This window comes from Streptomyces sp. SX-6, from assembly GCF_059089585.1.
Genome location: NZ_JBTHHU010000020.1, coordinates 56448 through 75532, shown reverse-complemented (window position 1 = coordinate 75532; position 19085 = coordinate 56448). Strand labels below are relative to the sequence as shown.

The window sequence follows — 19085 nt, the reverse complement described above, 5'->3', positions numbered from 1 at the left end:
CCCACCCTTGGAGCTCGTCCATGGATCTGCGTGTTTCGGTGCCCGGCGGAGAACTCTCCTACCAGGAGGGCGGTACGGGCCGGCCGGCCGTGATGTGTCATCAGTACCGGACGGTCTCGGCGCGCAGTTCGCTCGCCCGCGCCCTGACCCCGCACACGCGCCTGCACGCGGTCAACCCGCGCGGCATGGCCGGCTCGGGGCCGGTGCGCGACGGTGGCGACCTCGGCATGGACGGCTTCGCCGCCGACCTGTCGGCCATGCGCGAGGCGCTCGGCCTCGCCCCGTGGCTGGCGGTAGGGGCGTCCACGGGCGGCATGGTCGCCCTGCTGCACGCGCTGCGCGACCCGGCGGCCGTCAGCGGACTGGTCCTGGTCGGCTCGGCCGCCAGCGGCCGGTTCGTGCGGGGGAGCCTGGGGGACCCGGCGCACCCGCGCGCCCGCGAGGCCGCCGAGGTCAGGGAACTCGCCGGCACCGACCCGGAGTTGGCGCAGCGGCGGATGTTCCGGCTCAGCGTCGCCGACCCCGGCCGCACCCCCGAGGCGCCCGCCGAGGACGCGGCGGACAACTCGGCCGAGCGGCTCGGGGCGTTCATCCAGGGCCTGTCCGGCTTCGACCTCGAACCGGAGCTGGGCGCTGTCAAGCAGCCCGCGCTCGTGCTGGTGGGCCGGCACGACCCGCAGTGCCCGCCGGAGAACAGCGAGCGCCTGGCCGGGGCGCTGCCCTCGGCCAGGCTGCACATCTTCGAGAACAGCGGCCACTACCCCCACATCGAGGAGCCCGAGGCGTTCCGCGAGGTCGTGGCGGGCTGGCTCACGGAGACGTTCGCGTAGCGAGCCGCCGCCGCAGCTCCCGGCGGTCCACCTTGCCCGCGGCGTTGTGCGGAAGCTCCGTGAACGTCTCGAGCCGCTCGGGCAGTTTGACCTTCTCGACCGCGTGCTCGGCGAGCAGCCACCGCGTCAGTTCGCCGAGCACCGGAGTCGGGCGGCCCGCCGCCGGCACCACACAGGCACAGACCCGTTCGCCCATGAGCGGGTCGTCCACCGCGACACAGCAGACCTGCCGCACGGCCGGATGCCCGAGCAGCAGCAGCTCGATCTCGACCGTGCTGATGTTGCGCCCGCCCCGGATCACCACATCGTCGCGCCGCCCGGCGATGTGCAGCCGCCCCCCGGCGTCGAACCAGCCGAGGTCGCCGGTGCGCACCCAGCCGCCCGCCACGCGGTAGCGGCGGTCGCGCTCCGGCGCGCCCACGTAGCCCAGCGGCGACATCGGGCCCAGGCCCCACACCTCGCCGACGCCGCCGGCCGGGACGTCGGTGCCGGACTCGCCGACCACCCGCATCGCCGTCACCTCCGGGTCGGGGCGGCCCACCGAGGTGAACTCGGCGTCGTCCGCGGTCCCGGGCACGGTCATGCAGCTGACCCCGTCCGCCGAGCCGTAGCAGTTGACCACTGGGCAGCCGAACCGTTCCCGGCACGCCTCCTGCACCGGCCGGGCGAGCCGGGCACCGCCGACCACCACGGCCCGCAGGGCCGAGGCCGGGGACGGGCGTACGTGCTCGAGCAGGAGCTGGAACATGGTGGGCACGCCGAACAGGTGGGTCGGCCGGTCCCGTTCCAGCCGCGCGGCCACCCGGTCCGCGCGGAACCTGCCGGTCACCAGCAGCGTCCCGCCGTGCCGGGCGAGCGTGACCGGAATGCCCAGCGTGCCGAAGGACGAGGCCAGCGGGACGAGGAAGAAGGCACGCGGAGGTTCGTCCGCGCCGTACAGCCGGGCCAGCGGTCCGGCCCGGCCGCCGGTGAGCGCCTCGTGGGAGTAGGCGACCATCTTGGGCGTGTTCTCCGAACCGGAGGACACCACGATCCGCGCCGGAGCCGCGAGGTCCGGCACGACCGGCTCCGGCAGCGGCGGCCCGTCCGTCAACAGCGCCTCGAGGCGCTGCCCGTCGGCGACGACCGTACGCAGCGCGGGCAACCGACCGCGCAGCTCCTCCACCCCGGCCCCGGCGCCGGCCTCGCACACCACCACGGCCGCGGCCGAGCCGCCGAGCACGGCCTCGGTGTCGTGCCGGTCCCGCCCGGCCGGCACCGGCAGCACCACCGCCCCCAGCGCGGCGGCGGCCAGCTCGACGGCGGCCGCGCGCCGGCCGGACGGAAGCTGACAGGCGATCACCTCGCCCGTGCGCAGCCCGGCTTCGGCCAGCGCGCCCGCCAGGCGCAGTGCGGCACCGTGCAACTCGCCGTACGTGACGGCCCCTTCGTCGTCGACCACCGCGGCCCGGCCGGGATGCGCGGCCGCCCGCCCGGCGAACATCGTGAACAGGTCCTCGGCCCCGTAGTACCCCGCCGCGCGCCACCAGGCCCGCAGTCCGGGCGCCACCTGGTCCGGCACCACCAGTACGGTCACGGCGTGAACCTCCACGGCGCGCGCAGGAACACGGCACCCTTGCCGCAGGTCACCGGGGCCAGACGGGGATCGGCCCCCAACTCGGCGAGATCGCCGCACAGTCGCACCGCACGCACCCCCGCGTCCCGAAGGCGCGCGATCCAGTGCGCCGCGTCGTGCGCGGCGAGACGCCCGGCCACCGCGTCCGGACCGTCCGCGCCGGCCACCGCGCACACCGTCTCGGCAGGGGTCCCGGACGGCAGGGCGAGGTACGCGCCGTCCGCCACGGCCAGCGGCCGGTCCAGCGGACCCCAGACGGGACGCCCGCCGGACCGGCCCCGCTCGCGCCCCGTCGCCATGGCCTCGACGTCGGCCGCCTGGAGCACCGCCGCGGCCGACAGTAGACTGGACGCCATCCGCCGCCCGCGGCCGTCCCGTTCACGGGCGAGCAGCCCCGCGAGCACCCCCTCGGCGGTCACCAGCCCGCCCATGACGTCCAGCAGCGTCAGCAATGACACCGCCGCGGGTTCGTCCGCCGGGCGCAGGGACTCGCCGAGGCCGGTGTGGGCCTGGACGATGAAGTCCGTGCCGGGCGGCGTGCCCGGGACCGGCACGTCGCCCCAGCCGGAGGCCTCCGCGTACACCAGCGACGGATTGACCCGGGCCAGGTCCTCGGCGTCCAGGCCCAGCGAAACCGCCTTGCCCGGCGCCCAGTTGTGCAGGAACACATCGGCGGACGCGGCCAGTTCCAGCGCCGCCGCCCGGCCCCGCGGGCTCGCCAGGTCGGCCTCCACGGCCTCCTTGCCCCGGTTGAAGGCCAGGAACCCCGCCGAACAGCCCTCCGCCAGCGGCGCCATGCCGCGCAGGATGTCGCCGCCCGGCGGCTCGATCCGCACGACCCGCGCCCCCAGCAGCCGCAGCATGTTCCCCGCGAGCGGGCCCTGGATGCGGCGCCCCGCCTCCACGACCGTCAGCCCCTCCAACGGCAGCCCGCCCCCGGGAGCCGAGCCCCCGCCGTACGTGCTGCCGGTCGGCCCGAGCGGCGTGAGCCGCCACGGCGCGCCCACCCGGCCGCCCCCGGCGACACCGAGGTCGCCGGGCCGCGCGGCGAGCGGCCGCATCCGGCACAGCCCGGCGCCCGACTGCCGCGCCGCCTCCTCGATCCGGCCGAAGTCCCGTGCGCCGACGGCCGCGTGGAGCTCGCACGGCAACGGCGCCGACGCGTCGGCGTAGCGCCGTACGTACGGCCACCACCCCCGCCCGGCCAGGGGGCCGGGCACCTCCAGCAGCGCCCAGAACCGGGCCCAGGGGTCGGGGGCCAGGCACTCCAGCTCGAAGGCGACGCCGTCGGCGGAGACGAACGGGGGCGGAGCGCCCTCCTCCCGGCGCGGTGGTGCCGGGTCGTCGTCCTCGGCCGTGGCCATGGCTAGATAGTGCGAGACGGCCAGCAGCGCGGCCTCCAGCACCGAGGTCTCCACCGCGGCGGTGCGCAGGCCGCGCAGGCGGCCCAGCAGGGCGGCCAGCACACCTTGGGCCGCCACCACCCCGGCCGCGACCGAGGCGTAGTCCACGCCGAGGCGGCGCGGACCCGTGCCCTCGCGGCGGCCGTGCAGCAGCATCAGCCCGCTCACCGCCTGGGCGGTGACCTCGTCGACGGGGCCGCCGGCCATGGGCCCGGCCCAGTCGAGCCGGAGCGCGAGCGGGTCGTGCGGGCCGATCCGCAGCGAACCCGAGCCCGGGCCCGGCACGGCGCCCAGGTCCAGCAGATGACGGCGGCAGACCCCGGCCGCCACGGTGTCCGGTGTTCCGGTCACGACGTGTCCGGCCAGCACCGTGCCGGTGATGTCGTCGGGACGCCAAGGCCCCAGCGGGGTCGGCCGGTTCATGGGTGCCTCCTGGAGGCGGCGGTGGCGGTGAGCCGTCCCGTGCCGTTGATGCGCCGGGCGACCATGGCGGCATCGTGGCCCACCCCGGCGAGGATGGCCGAGCTGCGGTGGGTCTGCCAGGGCAGGCCCAGGAAGTACAGGCCGGGCACCTCGGTGGCGCCGCCGCTGTGACGGGGCGCCCCCCGCGCGTCCAGCACGGGCAGCTCCAGCCACGGCAGGTGCGGACGGAAGCCGGTCGCCCACACCACGGCGTCGGGCTCCGTCCGGGAACCGTCCGCGAACAGCACCGTCCCGCCGTCGGCACCGGTCACCCGCGGCTTCAGGCGCACCACGCCCCGCTCCGCGAGGGCCCGGGGGCAGGTGCCGATCAGCGTCTCCCGGTCGCTGAGCCGTCTGCCGAGCACGGTGTCGGTCCCGGTGCGCAGCAGCCCCAGCGCGCTGAACCACTGGAAGACATCGCGCCCGAGCACCTGTTGGGGCATGCACGGCAGCTTCGGCCCGGCGAGGACCACCTCGCGCCCGGCCGCGCCCAGCTCCGCGGCGATCTGGGCGCCCGAGTTCCCGGCGCCCGCCACCAGCACCCGGTTCCCCGGCAGCAGGCCGGGGTTGCGGTACCCGGTGCTGTGCACGGCGACGACGCGCGGGTCGAGCCCGCCCGCCACGTCCGGCACCACGGGGGACTGGAACGGACCTGTGGCGACCACCACATGACGGGCGCGCCAGGTGCCGCCCGTGGCGACCGCCGTGAAGACGGTCCCGTTGTGGGTCAGCGAGGTGACCCGGCTGCCCGGGCGGACCGGCAGGCCGAACGTGCGCGCATAGCCCGCCAGATACCCGGCCACCTCCTCCTTGCCGGGGTGGTGGTCCGGGTCGCCGGGGAACGGCGCGCCCGGCAGGCCGCAGTAACGGGCCGGGGTGAACAGCCGCAGTGAGTCCCAGCGGTCCCGCCAGGACGCGCCCACCGCGTCGGCCGAGTCCAGCAGGACGAACCGGCGGCGCTGCCGGGTCAGGAAGTATCCCAGGGCCAGCCCCGCCTGCCCGGCACCGATCACCAGGACATCCACCTCTTCCGCACCGTCCGCCGTCATGACGCCTCGCCTTCCGCTTCCGCGCGGATCGCCTCCGCGAGTTCGCCCAGGGTGGCGCCGCGCAGCAGCATGGCCACCGGGAGCCGTACACCGAGCTCCTGCTCCACCCGCACCATGAGCCGCAGTGCGGGCAGGGAACGTCCGCCGAGGCCGAAGAAGTCGTCGTGCACGCCGACCTTCACACCGCCCAGCGCCTGTGACCACAGGGCGGCCAGCCGGGACTCGAGCGCGTCGCGCGGGGCCGTGTACCCCCTCGGCCGGGCGGCGGCGGCCGGGGCGCGGCCGGCGAGCGCCGCCCGGTCGACCTTGCCGTTGGCGGTCAGGGGCAGGGCGTCGAGCGGGGTCAGGGCGGACGGCACCATGTAGTCGGGGAGCCGCTCCGCCAGATGCCGCCGCGCCTCGGCGGCATCGGCCGTCCCGGTCCAGAACGCGGCGAGGCCCCGGTCACCTTGAGCCCCGGTCGCTACGACCGTCGCGGCCGTGACGCGCGGGTGTTCCAGCGCGACGGACTCGATCTCCTCCAGCTCGATGCGGTAACCGTTCACCTTGACCTGGCCGTCCTCGCGCCCGAGGAACTCGATCACCCCGTCCGGGCGGAACCGGCCCAAGTCGCCCGTGCGGTAGAGCCGTTCACCGGTGCGCGGGTGGGTGATGAAGGACGCGGCGGTCAGGTCCGGGGCGTTCCAGTAGCAGTCGGCGAGCCCCGCGCCGCCGATGTGGATCTGCCCGGTCACCCAGTCGGGGCGCTCGTGGAAGGCCTCGTCCAGGACATACATCCGCTGGTTGGCCAGGGGAGTGCCGTAGGGGACGGAGGTCCAGGCGGGGTCGGCGTCCTCCACCTCGTGGTGGATCGACCAGATGCTGCCCTCGGTCGCTCCGCCGAGACTCACCACCTTCGTGCCGGGCCTCAGTTCGCGTATCCGGCCGGGCAGGGTCACGGGTATCCAGTCGCCGGACAGCAGCACCAGCCGCAGCTCCGGTATCAGCTCGGCCCGTCCCGCCGCGTACTCGACGAGCAACTGCATCAGGGCGGGTGCGGAGTTCCACACGGTGACCCCGTACCGGCGCATCTCCTCCGACCAGTGGGCGGGGTCGCGCCGCGCCCCCTCGCCCGGCAGCACCAGCGTGCCGCCCGCGGCGAGGGTGCCGAAGACGTCCCACACCGACAGGTCGAAGCTCAGCGCCGAGATCCCGAACACCCGGTCGGCGGGCCCGAGTCCGAAGCGCCGGTTGATGTCCAGCACGGTGTTCACCGCCGCCCCGTGGCGGACGGCCACCCCCTTGGGGCGCCCGGTGGAGCCCGAGGTGTAGATGATGTAGGCGAGGTCCTCCGCCCGGGGGCCCTCGCCCGGCCCCGCGTCGTCACCGGGCTCCGGCTCCAAGGCCAGGGTGTCGACGGCGAGGACCGGCAGGCCGGGCGTTTCGCCCAGCCACGACTGGGTCAGCACGCACGCCACGCCCGACGAGGCCAGCACGTCGTCGCGGCGTGCCGCGGGCCACGCGGCGTCGACCGGGACGTACGCGGCCCCGGTCCGCATCACCCCGAGCACGGCGGCGAGTTGCTCCCAGCCCTTCTCCATCACCACCGCGGCCAGGCCGCCCCGGCCCAGCCCCCACGCGCGCAGCCGGCCCGCCACCCGGTCCGCGAGCGCGGCGAGTTCGCCGTAGGTCAGGGACCGGTCCTCGCAGACGACCGCCAGGTCGCCCGGACGCTCCTCGGCCCGCTCGGCGAACAGGCCGTACAGCGTCGCTCCGTCCGGCCCCGGGCCGTCCGTGGCGTGGTAGACCGCGCGCGCCGCGGCCTGGTCCGGCGGCAGCAGGGAGCCCGCCGCGCGGTCCCAGCCGTCCGGCCCGGCCAGCGACTTCAGCAGGCCGAGGTACGCGCCGAACATGTCCTCCGGCATCCCGGCCGGGAACAGGGCCTCCACCACGTCCCAGTTGAGCACCAGCTCCCCGTCCTCCTCGACGACCTGGTGGTCGAGCCACACCTGCGGTGTCTGCATGCGCGAGGTCACCAGGTCCCGCTGCCACGCGCCGGACGTCGCACCGGGGTCGTCCTCGGTGAGGTGGAGGGCGCTGGCGAAGGTGACGGGCATCGCCGCCCGCGTCCTCGAGCCGCCCGCCGCGTTCATCCCGGCCAGCACGTCGACACCGCTGACCGCGCTGTGCTCCATGTCCGTCCACAGCCGCCGCTGCACACGGCGGGCCAGCTCGGCGAACGGCTCCCCGGCACGGACCTCCACCTCGACCAGCACGGTCGAGCTGCAGTTGCCCACCATCTCCTCGACCTGCGGATGCAGCGGACGGCGCTGCGAGTGCAGCACGTTCACCGTGAAGTGCGGGCTCTTGCCCCACCGCGCGAGCACCTGCCCGTAACAGGCCAGCAGCGCGCTCGACGGCGTCACCCCGCGTGCTGTCGCCGCCTCCCGGACCCGCCCCCACGCCGCGGCGTCCAGCCGGTGCCGGTGGCGGACGAAACGCGGACTGCCCGCCTCCGCCGGGCTCTTGGCGAGCGGGAGTTCCGGAGCGGGCGGCAGGACCCGGGCGCGTTCGCGCCAGTGGGCGAGCGCACGCGCGTACTCCGGGGTCTCGCGTGCCGTTTCCTGGGACGCGCACCAGTCGCGGAACGTCAGCTCCAGCGGCGGCAGTTCGAGGTCCGGGTCGCGGAGGAAGCGCTCGAGGTCGGCGAGGATCAGCGTGGAACTGAGGGCGTCGCAGACCAGCAGGCTCAGCGAGAGGAACACATGGTGCCGCTCCCGCGTCCGGCACACCCGCACGTCGAACAGCGGCCAGGTGTCCGTCGACGGGCCCTCGTGCGTCAACTCGAGCCGGATGCGCTCGAGTCGGGCCGCCCCGCTGTCGTCCTCCGTCCGCAGGTCCTCCGTCCCGGGCCGGTACGGAGGCACCTCCGGCAGCACCCGCTGGGTCCCGTCGGACAGGACGACACAGCGGAGCATCGGATGCCGGTCCACGACCCGGTTCCAGGCCCGTGCGAAACGGTCCTCGTCCAGATCGGCCCGGGCGAACTCCAGCAGGACGTGCGCCCGTATCCCGCCCAGCTCGAACAGGTCCGTCCCGCCCGCCCAGTAGGCCTGCTGGATGGGCGTGAGCGGGAACGGCTCGTACGCCGCCCCCGGGTCCGGCGCGGAACGCCGGCGCAGCACGTGCACGACCCACGGCTTGAGCACGGCGAGGCGGTCCCTGAGGTCCGTGGTGAGGGCACCCTGCGGGGCCCGATAGTGCAACGTGCCGTTCTCCGCGCGCAGTTGCACACCGCGCCGCTCCAGCGCGGCGAGCAGGTCCGCCGCCGCGCCGGCCATGTCCTCGGTCCCGGTGGTCCCGGTGATTCCGGTTTCCGGGGTCATAGTTCGCCCTCCTCCCATGCGTCGTCGCCCGTGGCGGCCGTCTTGTCCTCGTCCCCGTCGACGGCGCCGCCGAGCAGGGTGTGCAGCACCTGCCTGCCGGGGCCGAAGCCGAACGGGCCGTGCAGGGCCGCGGTGTCGAGCGACCCCACCGGGCACAGGCCGATACCGCAGCCCGGGGCCACGGTCATCAGCACCTGTCCCATGTGTCCTGCCTCCAACAGCGTGAAGCGGTCGGCGAGTTCGCCGTAGACGGGCTCGATCGCGTCCGGCTCCGCCACCAGGTGCAGCGCGAACGCGGCGTCGTCGGCGACCGGCCGGTTGACCGGCCAGTGGGCCGCCGGCTCGGGCACCGAGCCGGGGGTGAGCACGGCCAGCCGGTGCGCGTCGGGGTCGTAGTAGTAGGTGCCCGCCGGGACGTCCTCGACCCGTCCGTCCGCGACGTGCACATAGGTCTGCACCGGGAACACCGCACCCGCCGACGGGTACAGCGCCCGCACCCGCTCCTCGCCCACGGCCTCCTGCCGCAACGCCCCCAGCAGGGCACCGAAATCCTCGAAGCCCACGGGCCGGGCGGCGAACGCCCTCCTGGTGCGCCGCCGCAGCAGGTCGGCGGGGCGCGGGGGCACGGCTGCCAGTTGGATACCGGGCTCCTGCGGCCGGATCAGGGCGAGCCGGCGGCGCTTGAACCGCTCGCGTTCCCCGGGATCCGTGATGATCTGCTGCGACGCCTGCCGCCGCGGGGCCTGCCCGGCGGCGAAGTGCGCGGCGATGGCGCGCGGCGTCGTCAGCCGCACGAACTCCTCCAGCGCGGGACGCGTGCCGAAGTCCTTCTCCAGCTCGTTGGCGAGACGCACCAGGTCCAGCGAACTGGCGCCCAGTCGCAGCAGGTCGGCATCGGGGTCGCAGGCGTGCGTCCGCAGCACCCGGCGGACAGCGGCGAGCGTGCGCTCGAGCGTGTCGCCGCCCGGAGCGCCGGCCGAGGCCGGGGCCGGGGGAGCGGTGCGGGCCGCCGCGTCCGCGGCGAGCTTCGCGCGGTCGACCTTGCCGTTGGCGGTCAGCGGCAGGGCGTCCAGAACCGTGACGGCCGACGGGACCATGTACGCGGGCAGCCGCCCGGCGAAGTGCGCGCCGAGTGCGGCGACATCGGCCGGCCCCGTGACGAACGCCGCCGTCCTCAGGGCGCCCCGCTCCCCGGTCACGACGACGGCGGCGGCCGTGACCTGCGGGTGCTCCAGCGCGACGGCCTCGATCTCGCCCAGCTCGACCCGGTGGCCGCTCAGCTTGACCTGGCCGTCCTCGCGCCCGAGGAACTCGATCACCCCGTCGGGGCGAAACCGGCCCAAGTCGCCCGTTCGGTAGAGCCGTTCACCGGTGACGGGGTGGGTGATGAACGCCGCCGCCGTCTGCTCCGGGGCGTTCCAGTAGCAGCGGGCGAGTCCCGCGCCGCCGATGTGGATCTGCCCGGTCACCCAGTCCGGGCAGTCCCGCAGCGCCTCGTTCAGTACGTACATCCGCTGGTTGGCCAGGGGGACGCCGTAGGGGATGGAGGTCCAGGCGGGGTCGACGCCGGTGATCTCGTGGCGGATCGACCAGATACTGCCCTCGGTGGCTCCGCCGAGGCTCACCACCCGTGCGTCGGGCCTCAGTTCGCGTATGCGATCCGGGAGGGTCACGGGTATCCAGTCGCCGGACAGCAGAATCAGCCGCAGTTCCGGCATCAGTTCGGCCCGTCCCGCCGCGTACTCGGTGAACAGTTCCATCAGGGCGGGCGCCGAGTTCCACACCGTGACCCCGCACCGGCGCATCAGCTGCGACCAGCGGGCCGGGTCACGGCGGTCTGTCTCAGCCGGCAGCACCAGCGTGCCGCCCGCGGCGAGGGTGCCGAAGATGTCCCACACGGACAGGTCGAAGCTCAGCGCCGACACGCCGAACACCCGGTCCCCGGGCCCGAGTTCAAAGCGCTGATTGATGTCCAGCACGGTGTTCACCGCGCTCCGGTGGTCGATCGCCACCCCTTTGGGGCGCCCGGTCGACCCCGAGGTGTAGATGACATAGGCCAGGTCGCCGGGACATCGTTCCGGCGCCCCGCGCCCCGCGCCGGCCGGGAGGATCTCCACCCCTTCGGGTTCGCTCTCCCGCCGGGCCAGGACGTGCCGGACGCCCGCCGAGCGCAGCACGCCCTCACGGCGCGCCTTCGGCCAGCCGGCCTCCAGCGGTACGTACGCGGCACCCGCCTTGAGCACCCCCAGCACGGCGGCGACCTGCTCCCAGCCCTTCTCCATCACCACCGCCACCAGGTCGCCGGGCGCACAGCCGGCCTCGGCCAGGCGGCGCGCGAGCCCGTCCGAGAGCCGGTCCAGCTCCCCGTACGACAGCTCGCGCCCGTCCGTCAGCACCGCTGTGGCGTCCGGCTGTTCACGTGCCCGGTCGGCGAACAGCCCGTGCAGCGTGCCCTCGGGTAGCTCGGCTGCGGTGTCGTTGCAGGCGCTGCGCCGGGCGCGCTGTTCGGACGGCAGCAGGGAGGGCGGCTCGCCCTCCCACGTCTCTGCTCGAGCCAGCGACTCCAGCAGACTCGTGTACGCGGAGAACATCGCCTCCGGCACGCCCTGCGGGAACAGGTCCTCGACCAGGTCCCAGGTGACCACCAGCTCCCCGGCGTCCTCGTACACCTGGTGGTCGATCCACACCTGCGGGGTCTGGGACAGGCAGTGCACCTGCTCGCCGAGCCAGCCGAACGGGCCCATGCCGTGCCCCCGGTGGTTGACCAGGCTCGTCAGCACCACCGGCGCGGAGGCCCGGCCCCTGAGGGAGGACATCTCCCGCAGGATCTGCACGCCGTTCACCGCCGCGTGCTCGAGCTGCTCGTGCAGCCGGTCCTGGAGCCGCTGGGCACGGGCCGCGAAACCGCCCGGCAGGGCGTGGTCGACGTCCACCAGCGTGAAGGAGGTGAAGTCGCCGACGACATCGTCGACTTGGGGGTGCAGCGGCAGCCGGTTGAAGAGGGTCAGGCTCAGCAGGAAGCGGGGGCTCCTGCTCCACTCGCCGATCACCAGGCCGTACGCGGTGAGCAGCAGGGCCGAGGCCGTCACCCCGTGTTCCCCGGCCAGCTCCGTCGCACGGCTCCAGGCCTCCGTGCCGATCCGCCCCGCGTGCCGGACGAACCGTGTCCTCGCCAGCTCCTCCGGTGCGCAGCGCAGCGGCAGTTCCGGCGGGCCCGGCAGCTCGGCGGCCCTGTGCCGCCAGTACTCCAGCGCCTTGCGGTACTCGGCGCCGTCCCGCAGACGGTGCTCGGCGAGGACGTAGTCGCGGAACGTCAGCTCCACCTCGGGGAGCACCAGTTGGGGATCGCGATAGAAGCGCTCGCACTCTCCGAAGGCGAGCTGCAGGCTCCAGCCGTCCGCGGGCAGGATGTCCGCGCTGACGTGCACGCGGCGGCGCCCGGACGGCAACAGGGTGAACCGGATGTCGAACAGCGGCCACCGGTCCGCCGGCAGCACCTGGTGGGACATCTCCTCGCGCACCCCGGCCAGCACCGCCTCGGCCTCGCCCGCGTCACGGTCCCGCAGGTCCAGCACCCGCACCTCGTACCCGGGCACCTCCGGCAGCACCTGCTGCCGTCCGTCCGGGAGGATCACCGCCCGGAGCATGGGGTGCCGGCGCACGACCTTGCGCCACGCCGCCTCGAAGCGGGCCGGGTCGAGGTCGTCGCTCTCCGACTCCAGGTAGAGATGGGCGGAGACGCCGCCCATGGAGTAGGCGCCGGTCCGGCCCAGCCAGTACGCCTGTTGAAGGTCCGTCAGTGGGAACGGCTCGTGCGCCGCCGCAGGATCCAGAGCGACCGGTGCGGTGAGCGCCGTGATGAGCGCGTCACGGTGCTCGGCGAGCCTGGCCCGCAGGTCCGGGGTGAGGGTGCCCGGTGGCGCCTGGCAGCGCAGCCTGCCCTCCGACACCCGTATCTCGGCGCCGATTCCGGCGATCTCCTCGAGAATGTCGTGCACCGTCTCGGCGGTCATAGCTCCACCACCTCCCACCGGGCCTCATCGGTCCGCTTGTTGTCGTCCTTCTCTTCCATGAGCGCACGCAGCGACGCCGCGACATCGGTGAGCGTGTGCCGGCCGAGCAGCTTCACCACCGGCAGCGCCACGCCCAGGTCCCGCTGGATACGGGTGCGGATCTCCATCGCCATCAGCGAGTCGACCCCGAGCCTGCTCAGCGGCCGGGTGGGCGTGACGCGGCCCGAGGCGCCGACCACCCGGGCCGTCAGGTCCGCGAGGTAGTCCTCGAGGGACCGCCCGCCCGTCTCCTCGGTCGCGGGCGGTGCACTGTCCTCCTGCCGCCCGGCGGCGACGAGTTCGCCCAGCAGTGGTGCCGCGGCGGCGTCCGGATAGGCGTCCCGCCACACCTGCCAGTCGGTGGGCAGCACCGCGACGCCGTCGGCGTCCTCGGCCAGCAGCCGCTCCATCACCTCGATGCCGTCGGCCGGGTCGAAGCTCGTCATGCCGCGCGGCGCCATCGAGCGCTGCTGCTCCTCGGCCTCCCGCGCCACCATGCCCAGCGAGCTCCAGAAGCCCCAGTTGATGCCGAGCGCGGGCAGTCCCGCCCTCCGTCGGTGCCGGGCCAGCGCGTCCAGGAAGGCGTTGCCCGCCGCGTAACCGCCCAGCAGCGGCGAGCCGAGGACCGAGGAACCGGAGGAGAACAGCACCAGGAAGTCCAGCGGAGCATCCGCCAGCACCCGGTGCAGGACCCACCCTCCGGCGACCTTGGCCCGCATGACGGCGTCCAGGTCGGACGGACCGGTGTCGGCCAGCGCCCGGTAGCGGATGACGCCCGCCGCGTGCACCGCGCCGCGGACCGGGGGATGACCCTCCCGCTCCCGCCGCTCCAGCAGGGTGCGCATGGCTCCCTCGTCGGCCACGTCCACGGCCGCGTACTCGGCCCGGGCCCCGGCCGCCCGCAGACCGTCCAGCAACTCCCGCTGCGGGCAGGGCCCTTCGGGCAGCGGCGAGCGTCCGGTGAGCAGCAGGTCCCGGGCTCCCCGGTGCACGAGCCGGCGCGCCACCACGCCGCCCAGGCCGCCCAGCCCGCCGGTGACCAGATAGGCCGCGTCGGAACGGACCGCCGGCCCGCCCACGGGAGCAGGGGCGTCCGCGCCCGTGAAGTCGAGGACCACCTTGCCGATGTGCCGCGAACGAGCCATCAGCCGGAACGCCTCGGCCGCCTCCGCCGCCGGGTGGAGGTGGTACGGCAACGGGCGCAGCACGCCCTGCTCCACCAGGCCGAAGATCTCCCGCAGCAGCCGGCCCGCCTGCTCCGGCCGGTTGCGGATCATGTCGATGACGTCGACGGCGGAGAACGACACGTTCTGCTCGAAGAGCGCCATGCCGAGTCCGCGGTCGGCCAGGATGTCCTTCTTCGACAGCTCCACGTAGCGGCCGTACGGGGCGAGCAGTCCCAGGTTGGCCGAAATCGCCTCGCCTGTCAGGGTGTTGAGGACGACGTCCACGCCAGCACCGCCCAGCGCGTTGCGGAACTCCCCGGCGAACGCGCACGAACGGGAGTCCGCGACGTGCGCGACCCCCAGGGCCCGCAGCGCGGCCCGCTTCTCCGCCGTGCCCGCCGTGGCCAGCACGCGCGCCCCGCGCCACTGCGCGACCTGTACGGCGGCCAGCCCGACACCGCCCGTCGCGGAGTGGACGAGCACGCGCTCGCCCGTCCCGGTCCGGGCGAGGTGGACCAGCGCGTGCAGGGCGGTGAGGAAGGCCGCGGGCATCGTGACGGCCTCCGCCGCGTCGAGCCGCTCCGGCACACGCACCGCCAGGCAGGCCCGGGTCACCACGTCGGTCGCGAAGGCGGCGGGCGCGAGCGCCACCACCTCGTCCCCGACGGCGAGTCCGGTGACCCCCGGCCCGGTGGCGGTCACCGTGCCCGCGCACTCCCAGCCCAGTTCGGGGCTGCCCGCCCCCTGGCCGGGATAGGCGCCGAGGGCGCACAGCACGTCCCGGTAGTTGAGCGCGGCGTGCGAGACATGTACGGCGATCTCGCCGGGGCCGGGCGCGGGCCGCAGTGTCTCCGCGAGCTCCAGGTCGCCCAGGTCCCCGGGCACGGGGATCCGCAGTGCCCGGGGCCGGACGGCCCCGCTGTCGCGCCTGGGCATCCGGTGCGGCACCAGCCTCGCCACGTACCGGGCCCCGGCCCGCAGCGCGACCTGGTCCTCGGCGCCGTCCGCCGTCAGCTCCGCGGCCAGGGCGGCGGCCGCGTCCGCGGGGCCGTCGGCGGCACCGATGTCCGCCAACGACACGCGCAGATCCGGGTGTTCGCGTGACGCGGCACGGCCCAGCCCCCACAGCGCCGCCTGGAAGGGGTCGCTGCCCTCCTCCGGTACGGCGGCCTGCGCACCCCGCGTCACCAGCCACAGCCGGGGCGCCCGCGCCCCGGTGAGGCGGCCGAGATCCCGCAGGAGCGTCAGCGCGGGCCCGCAGAGCTCGCTGCCCTCCGGACAATCCGCCACGTCCTGCGCCGGCGTGAGGTCCAGGGCGCGCAGGTCGACCACGCCCGTGCGGTCACCGTGGGGGAGCGGTTCCCCGGCGGCGACGGCCGCCGCGTCGTGCCCGCTCTCGCGCAGCCGCGCCACGAGGGCGTCGCCGACCCCGCCCGCGTCCCCCAGCACCCGCCACCGCCGCGCACCGGCGGCGGCGTCCCCGCGTGGCGCGGGGCGCCAGCTCACCCGGTGGAACCAGCCGGCCGTACGGTCCTCGCGGTCCGCCCCCGGCACCAGATGACGCAGGCACAGCGCGCGGAGCTCCGCGACCGGACGGCCCTCGGTGTCGAAGACGTCGACGTCGCCCGTGAACGCCCCGCCCGGCACATCCGACGTGAGCCGGGTGTGCGCCCACAGCCGCGGGCCCGGCGCGCGGTGGACACGGACCTCGCCGATGCCGTCCAGCACGAACGCGTCCTCGCCGCCCTCCGGCCAGCGCACCGTGGCCGCCAGGGTCTGGCACACCGCGTCGAGCAGCGCCGGATGGAAACGGTGGGTACCCAGATCCGCCGCGACCGCGTCCGGGCAGACGATCCCGGCCACGAGCTCCCCGGCGCCCTGCCACAGCTCGTCGATGCCCCGGAACGCCCCCGACCACTGGTTGCCCAGCCCCGCGTGGCGGCGATAGAACTCCTCGCCCGCGAGCCGGACTCGGCACCGCCCCCGGGCCTGCTCCAGCGACTCCGCCCCCACCTCCGGTGCCTCGCCGCGCCGTACGGCACCGGTCACATGCGTCTGCCAGGCATCGTCGCCCGCCGTCCTGCTGGCCACCTCGAACCGGTGGGCGCCGGACGGTTCTTGCACGAGCCCGACGCGCAGCACCGGCGCCTCGCCCGGCGCCAGGAACAGAGCGGAACGGAACCGGACCTCGCCGACGCACAGCGGCAGCCCGCCGTACACCTCCCCGCCGGCGGCCAGCGCCAGCTCGACCGAGGCCGTGCCGGGAAGGATCACCGTGTCCTGCACCCGGTGGCCGTCGAGATAGGCGTTCGCCCCCCGGTCCAACGGGCCTTCCCAGAGCCGCAGTTCCCCCTCCCGTGGGCCTTCCGCGCCGAGCAGCCGGTGGCGTCCGCGTGCCGTCGGCGCGGCGGTACGGGCGGGCGGCTCCGGGGCGTGCCAGTGGCGGCCGCGCTGCCACGGATAGCCGGGCAGCCGCACCGCACGTCCCGGACCGCCCAGCACCGCGGGCCAGTCGACCGGACAGCCCGCCGCGTACAGCGCCCCCAGCCCGGCCAGCAGGCTCGCCCGCTCCGGCTCCTCCTTGCGCAGCGACCCCACGACGCGCCCGTCCGCGCGGTCGCCCAGGTTCTCCCGCAGCGCCGAGTGGAGCACCGGATGCGGGCTCATCTCCACGAAGACCGTGTCCCCGGCCGCCGCCTCGCGGCGGACCGCGGAGCCGAAGTTCACCGGCCGGCGCAGATTGTCGGCCCAGTAGACGGCGTCCATGCCGGAACCGTCGATCACCTCGTCCCGTACGGTCGAGTGCACCGGGACATCGCCCGCGCGCGGGCGCAGCTCCGCGAGCGAGGCGACGAGCTCGTCGCGCAGCTCGTCCATCTGCGGGCTGTGCGAGGCGAAGTCCACGTTGATCCGCCGGGCGAACACCTCACGCGCGGCCAGGGCCGCGAGGATCTCGTCGACCGCGTCCGGATCCCCGGAAAGGACCGTCGAGGACGGGCTGTTGCGGACCGCCACCGCCACCCGCCCGTCGTACCCCCGCACCGCCTCCTCCGCCTCGGCCGAGGACAGCTCCGCGTACGCCATCGCCCCGCGCCCGGCCAGCCGTTTGGCCAGCGCGCTGCGGCGGCAGATCACCGCCCCGGCCTCGGCCGTCGTCAGGGCGCCCGCGACGCAGGCGGCGGCCGCCTCGCCCATGCTGTGCCCCAGCACCGCGTCCGGCGCGACGCCCCACGAGCGCCATACGGTGGCGAGCGCCACCTCCATCGCCCACAGCGCCGGCTGGATCACGTCCAGTTGCGCGAACCGTTCCGGCGTACCGCTGCGCAGCAGCTCGACGACCGACCACCCGGACTCCGCGGCGATCACCTCGTCGCACTCCTCGAGCACCGCCCGGAACACCGGCTCGCTCTCCAGCAACTCCCGCCCCATGCCGATCCACTGGGAGCCCTGGCCGGGGAAGACGAACACGACCCGGGGCCGCTGCCCCGGGACGTCGTCGGCCGTCACCACGCCGTCCGGCTCGCCTCCGGCGAGGTACGCGCGCAGCGCCCCGGCCGCCTTGCAGTGGTCCTCCGCGACGAGGGCGAGCCGGCACTCGTGGTGCTGGCGCCGGGTGGCCAGGGTCCCCGCGATGTCCCGCAGGCCCTCCTCCGCGCCGGGGCCCTCCAGGAAGGAGACGTACCGCCCGGCGAGTTCCCGCAGCGCCTCGGGCGTACGGGCCGACAGCGGCAACAGCAGCGGACCGCGGCCGTCGCCGTGCGCGGGCACGGCCGGGGCCGGCGGACCCTCGAGGACGACATGGGCGTTGGTCCCCGATATCCCGAAGTTGCTCACCCCCGCGAGCGGGGCCCGCCCCCGCTCCGGAAGCGGGGTCGCCTCGCGCACCACGACGAGCGGCAGCGTCTCCCAGGGCACGGCCGGCGAGGGCACCGACAGATGCAGACTGCCCGGCACCGTCCCCCGCTCCAGGCACAGCACCGCCTTGATCAGCCCCGCCATGCCCGACGCGGCCTCCGCGTGCCCGATGTTGGTCTTGACCGACCCCACCAGCGCGGGACGGCCGGCCGGACGCCCCCGGCCCAACACCGCACCCAGCGCGCCCAGTTCCACCGGGTCCCCGGCACGGGTGCCGGTGCCGTGCGCCTCGACGTAGTCGATGTCCGCGGGCTCGACACCGGCGTCCGCGCAGGCGGCGGCCAGCACCTGGCGCTGGCCCTCGGCGCTCGGGGTCATCAGATAGCCGCTGCCCTGCCCGTCGTTGCCCAGCGCGCTGCCGCGCAGCACGGCCCGCACAGTGTCGCCGTCGGCGAGCGCCTTCGCCAGCGGCTTGAGCACCACCACGCCCACGCCGTCGCTGCGCACGAACCCGTCGGCCCGCTCGTCGCCGAACTTGCAGCGCCCGTCCCGGGCGAGCATGTCCGCACTGGAGTAGGTGATCGTCTCGTCCGGCAGCAGCACCAGGTTCACCCCGCCCGCCAGCGCCGTGCCGCACTCGCCCGCCCGCAGGCTCCGTACAGCCATGTGCACGGCGGCCAGGGAGGACGAGCACGCGGTGTCCACGGTGAGGCTCGGCCCGCGCAGGTCGTACGCGAACGACAGCCGTCCCGACGTCACCGCGCGCGAAGCGGCCCCGGCGGTGGAGTAGATCGACAGGCTCCGCGGATCACGGCACTGAAGATGCCAGTAATCCCCGCCCAGTTGGCCGATGAAGACCCCCGTGGCGCTCCCGGCGAGACGCGCGGGCGGCAGCCCGGCGTCCTCGAGCGCCTCGTACGACACCTCCAGCAACAGACGTTGCTGGGGATCGAGCCGTTCGGCCTCCTTCGGGGCTATGCCGAAGAATTCCGCGTCGAAAAGATCGACATCCTCCAGGAATCCGCCCCACCGGCTGGTCACCCGGCCCGGAGCGGGCCCGTCCTTCTCATAGATCTCGTCGACGCCGAACCGCTCCGCGGGAACTTCCGTGATCGCGTCATGCCCCGCGCAGAGCATGTTCCAGAAAGCCTCGGTATCGGGCGCCCCGGGGAATCGCCCGGCCATTCCGATGACGGCGATCGATTCCGGTCGGCTGTCCTGTCCGCCAGGACAACAGCCCGTTCCGTTTTCCCTGGACAAACGAGTGCTCCTTTGCCTTGCTTGCCTG

General features: G+C 74.9%; 7 protein-coding genes. 1 reads left to right on the top strand and 6 read right to left on the bottom strand.

Going from position 1 to position 19085, the window contains the following annotated elements; genetic code table 11:
* The first annotated feature begins 20 nt into the window (after window positions 1-20).
* On the top strand, window positions 21-830 hold the full coding sequence (locus ACV530_RS23165) for an alpha/beta fold hydrolase (protein WP_494334528.1): 810 nt from the start codon (window positions 21-23) through the stop codon (window positions 828-830).
* Here ACV530_RS23165 and ACV530_RS23160 read toward each other — a convergent pair.
* Genes ACV530_RS23160 through ACV530_RS23135 form a run of 6 tightly spaced genes read right to left on the bottom strand, consistent with a single transcriptional unit; the run spans window position 811 to window position 19057 of the window.
* Window positions 811-2406, bottom strand: coding sequence for a class I adenylate-forming enzyme family protein (locus tag ACV530_RS23160; RefSeq protein WP_494334527.1), 1596 nt, complete (start codon window positions 2404-2406; stop codon window positions 811-813). The two genes, ACV530_RS23165 and ACV530_RS23160, sit on opposite strands and share 20 nt — an antisense overlap.
* Entirely contained in the window at window positions 2403-4271 is a 1869-nt protein-coding gene (locus ACV530_RS23155; protein ID WP_494334526.1) for a CoA transferase, read from the bottom strand. The genes ACV530_RS23160 and ACV530_RS23155 overlap by 4 nt, the downstream gene beginning before the upstream one ends.
* Window positions 4268-5359: a flavin-containing monooxygenase gene (locus ACV530_RS23150; protein WP_494334525.1), complete on the bottom strand. Its 1092-nt coding sequence runs from the start codon at window positions 5357-5359 to the stop codon at window positions 4268-4270. The genes ACV530_RS23155 and ACV530_RS23150 overlap by 4 nt, the downstream gene beginning before the upstream one ends.
* The gene (locus ACV530_RS23145) at window positions 5356-8724 is read right to left on the bottom strand and encodes a non-ribosomal peptide synthetase (protein ID WP_494334524.1); all 3369 of its coding nucleotides are present in this window, start codon (window positions 8722-8724) and stop codon (window positions 5356-5358) included. The genes ACV530_RS23150 and ACV530_RS23145 overlap by 4 nt, the downstream gene beginning before the upstream one ends.
* A complete protein-coding gene (locus ACV530_RS23140; RefSeq protein WP_494334523.1) occupies window positions 8721-12737 on the bottom strand; it encodes a non-ribosomal peptide synthetase in 4017 nt (1338 codons plus the stop codon). The genes ACV530_RS23145 and ACV530_RS23140 overlap by 4 nt, the downstream gene beginning before the upstream one ends.
* Entirely contained in the window at window positions 12734-19057 is a 6324-nt protein-coding gene (locus tag ACV530_RS23135) for a type I polyketide synthase (RefSeq protein ID WP_494334522.1), read from the bottom strand. Before ACV530_RS23135 ends, ACV530_RS23140 begins: the two co-directional genes overlap by 4 nt.
* Window positions 19058-19085 lie beyond the last annotated feature (28 nt).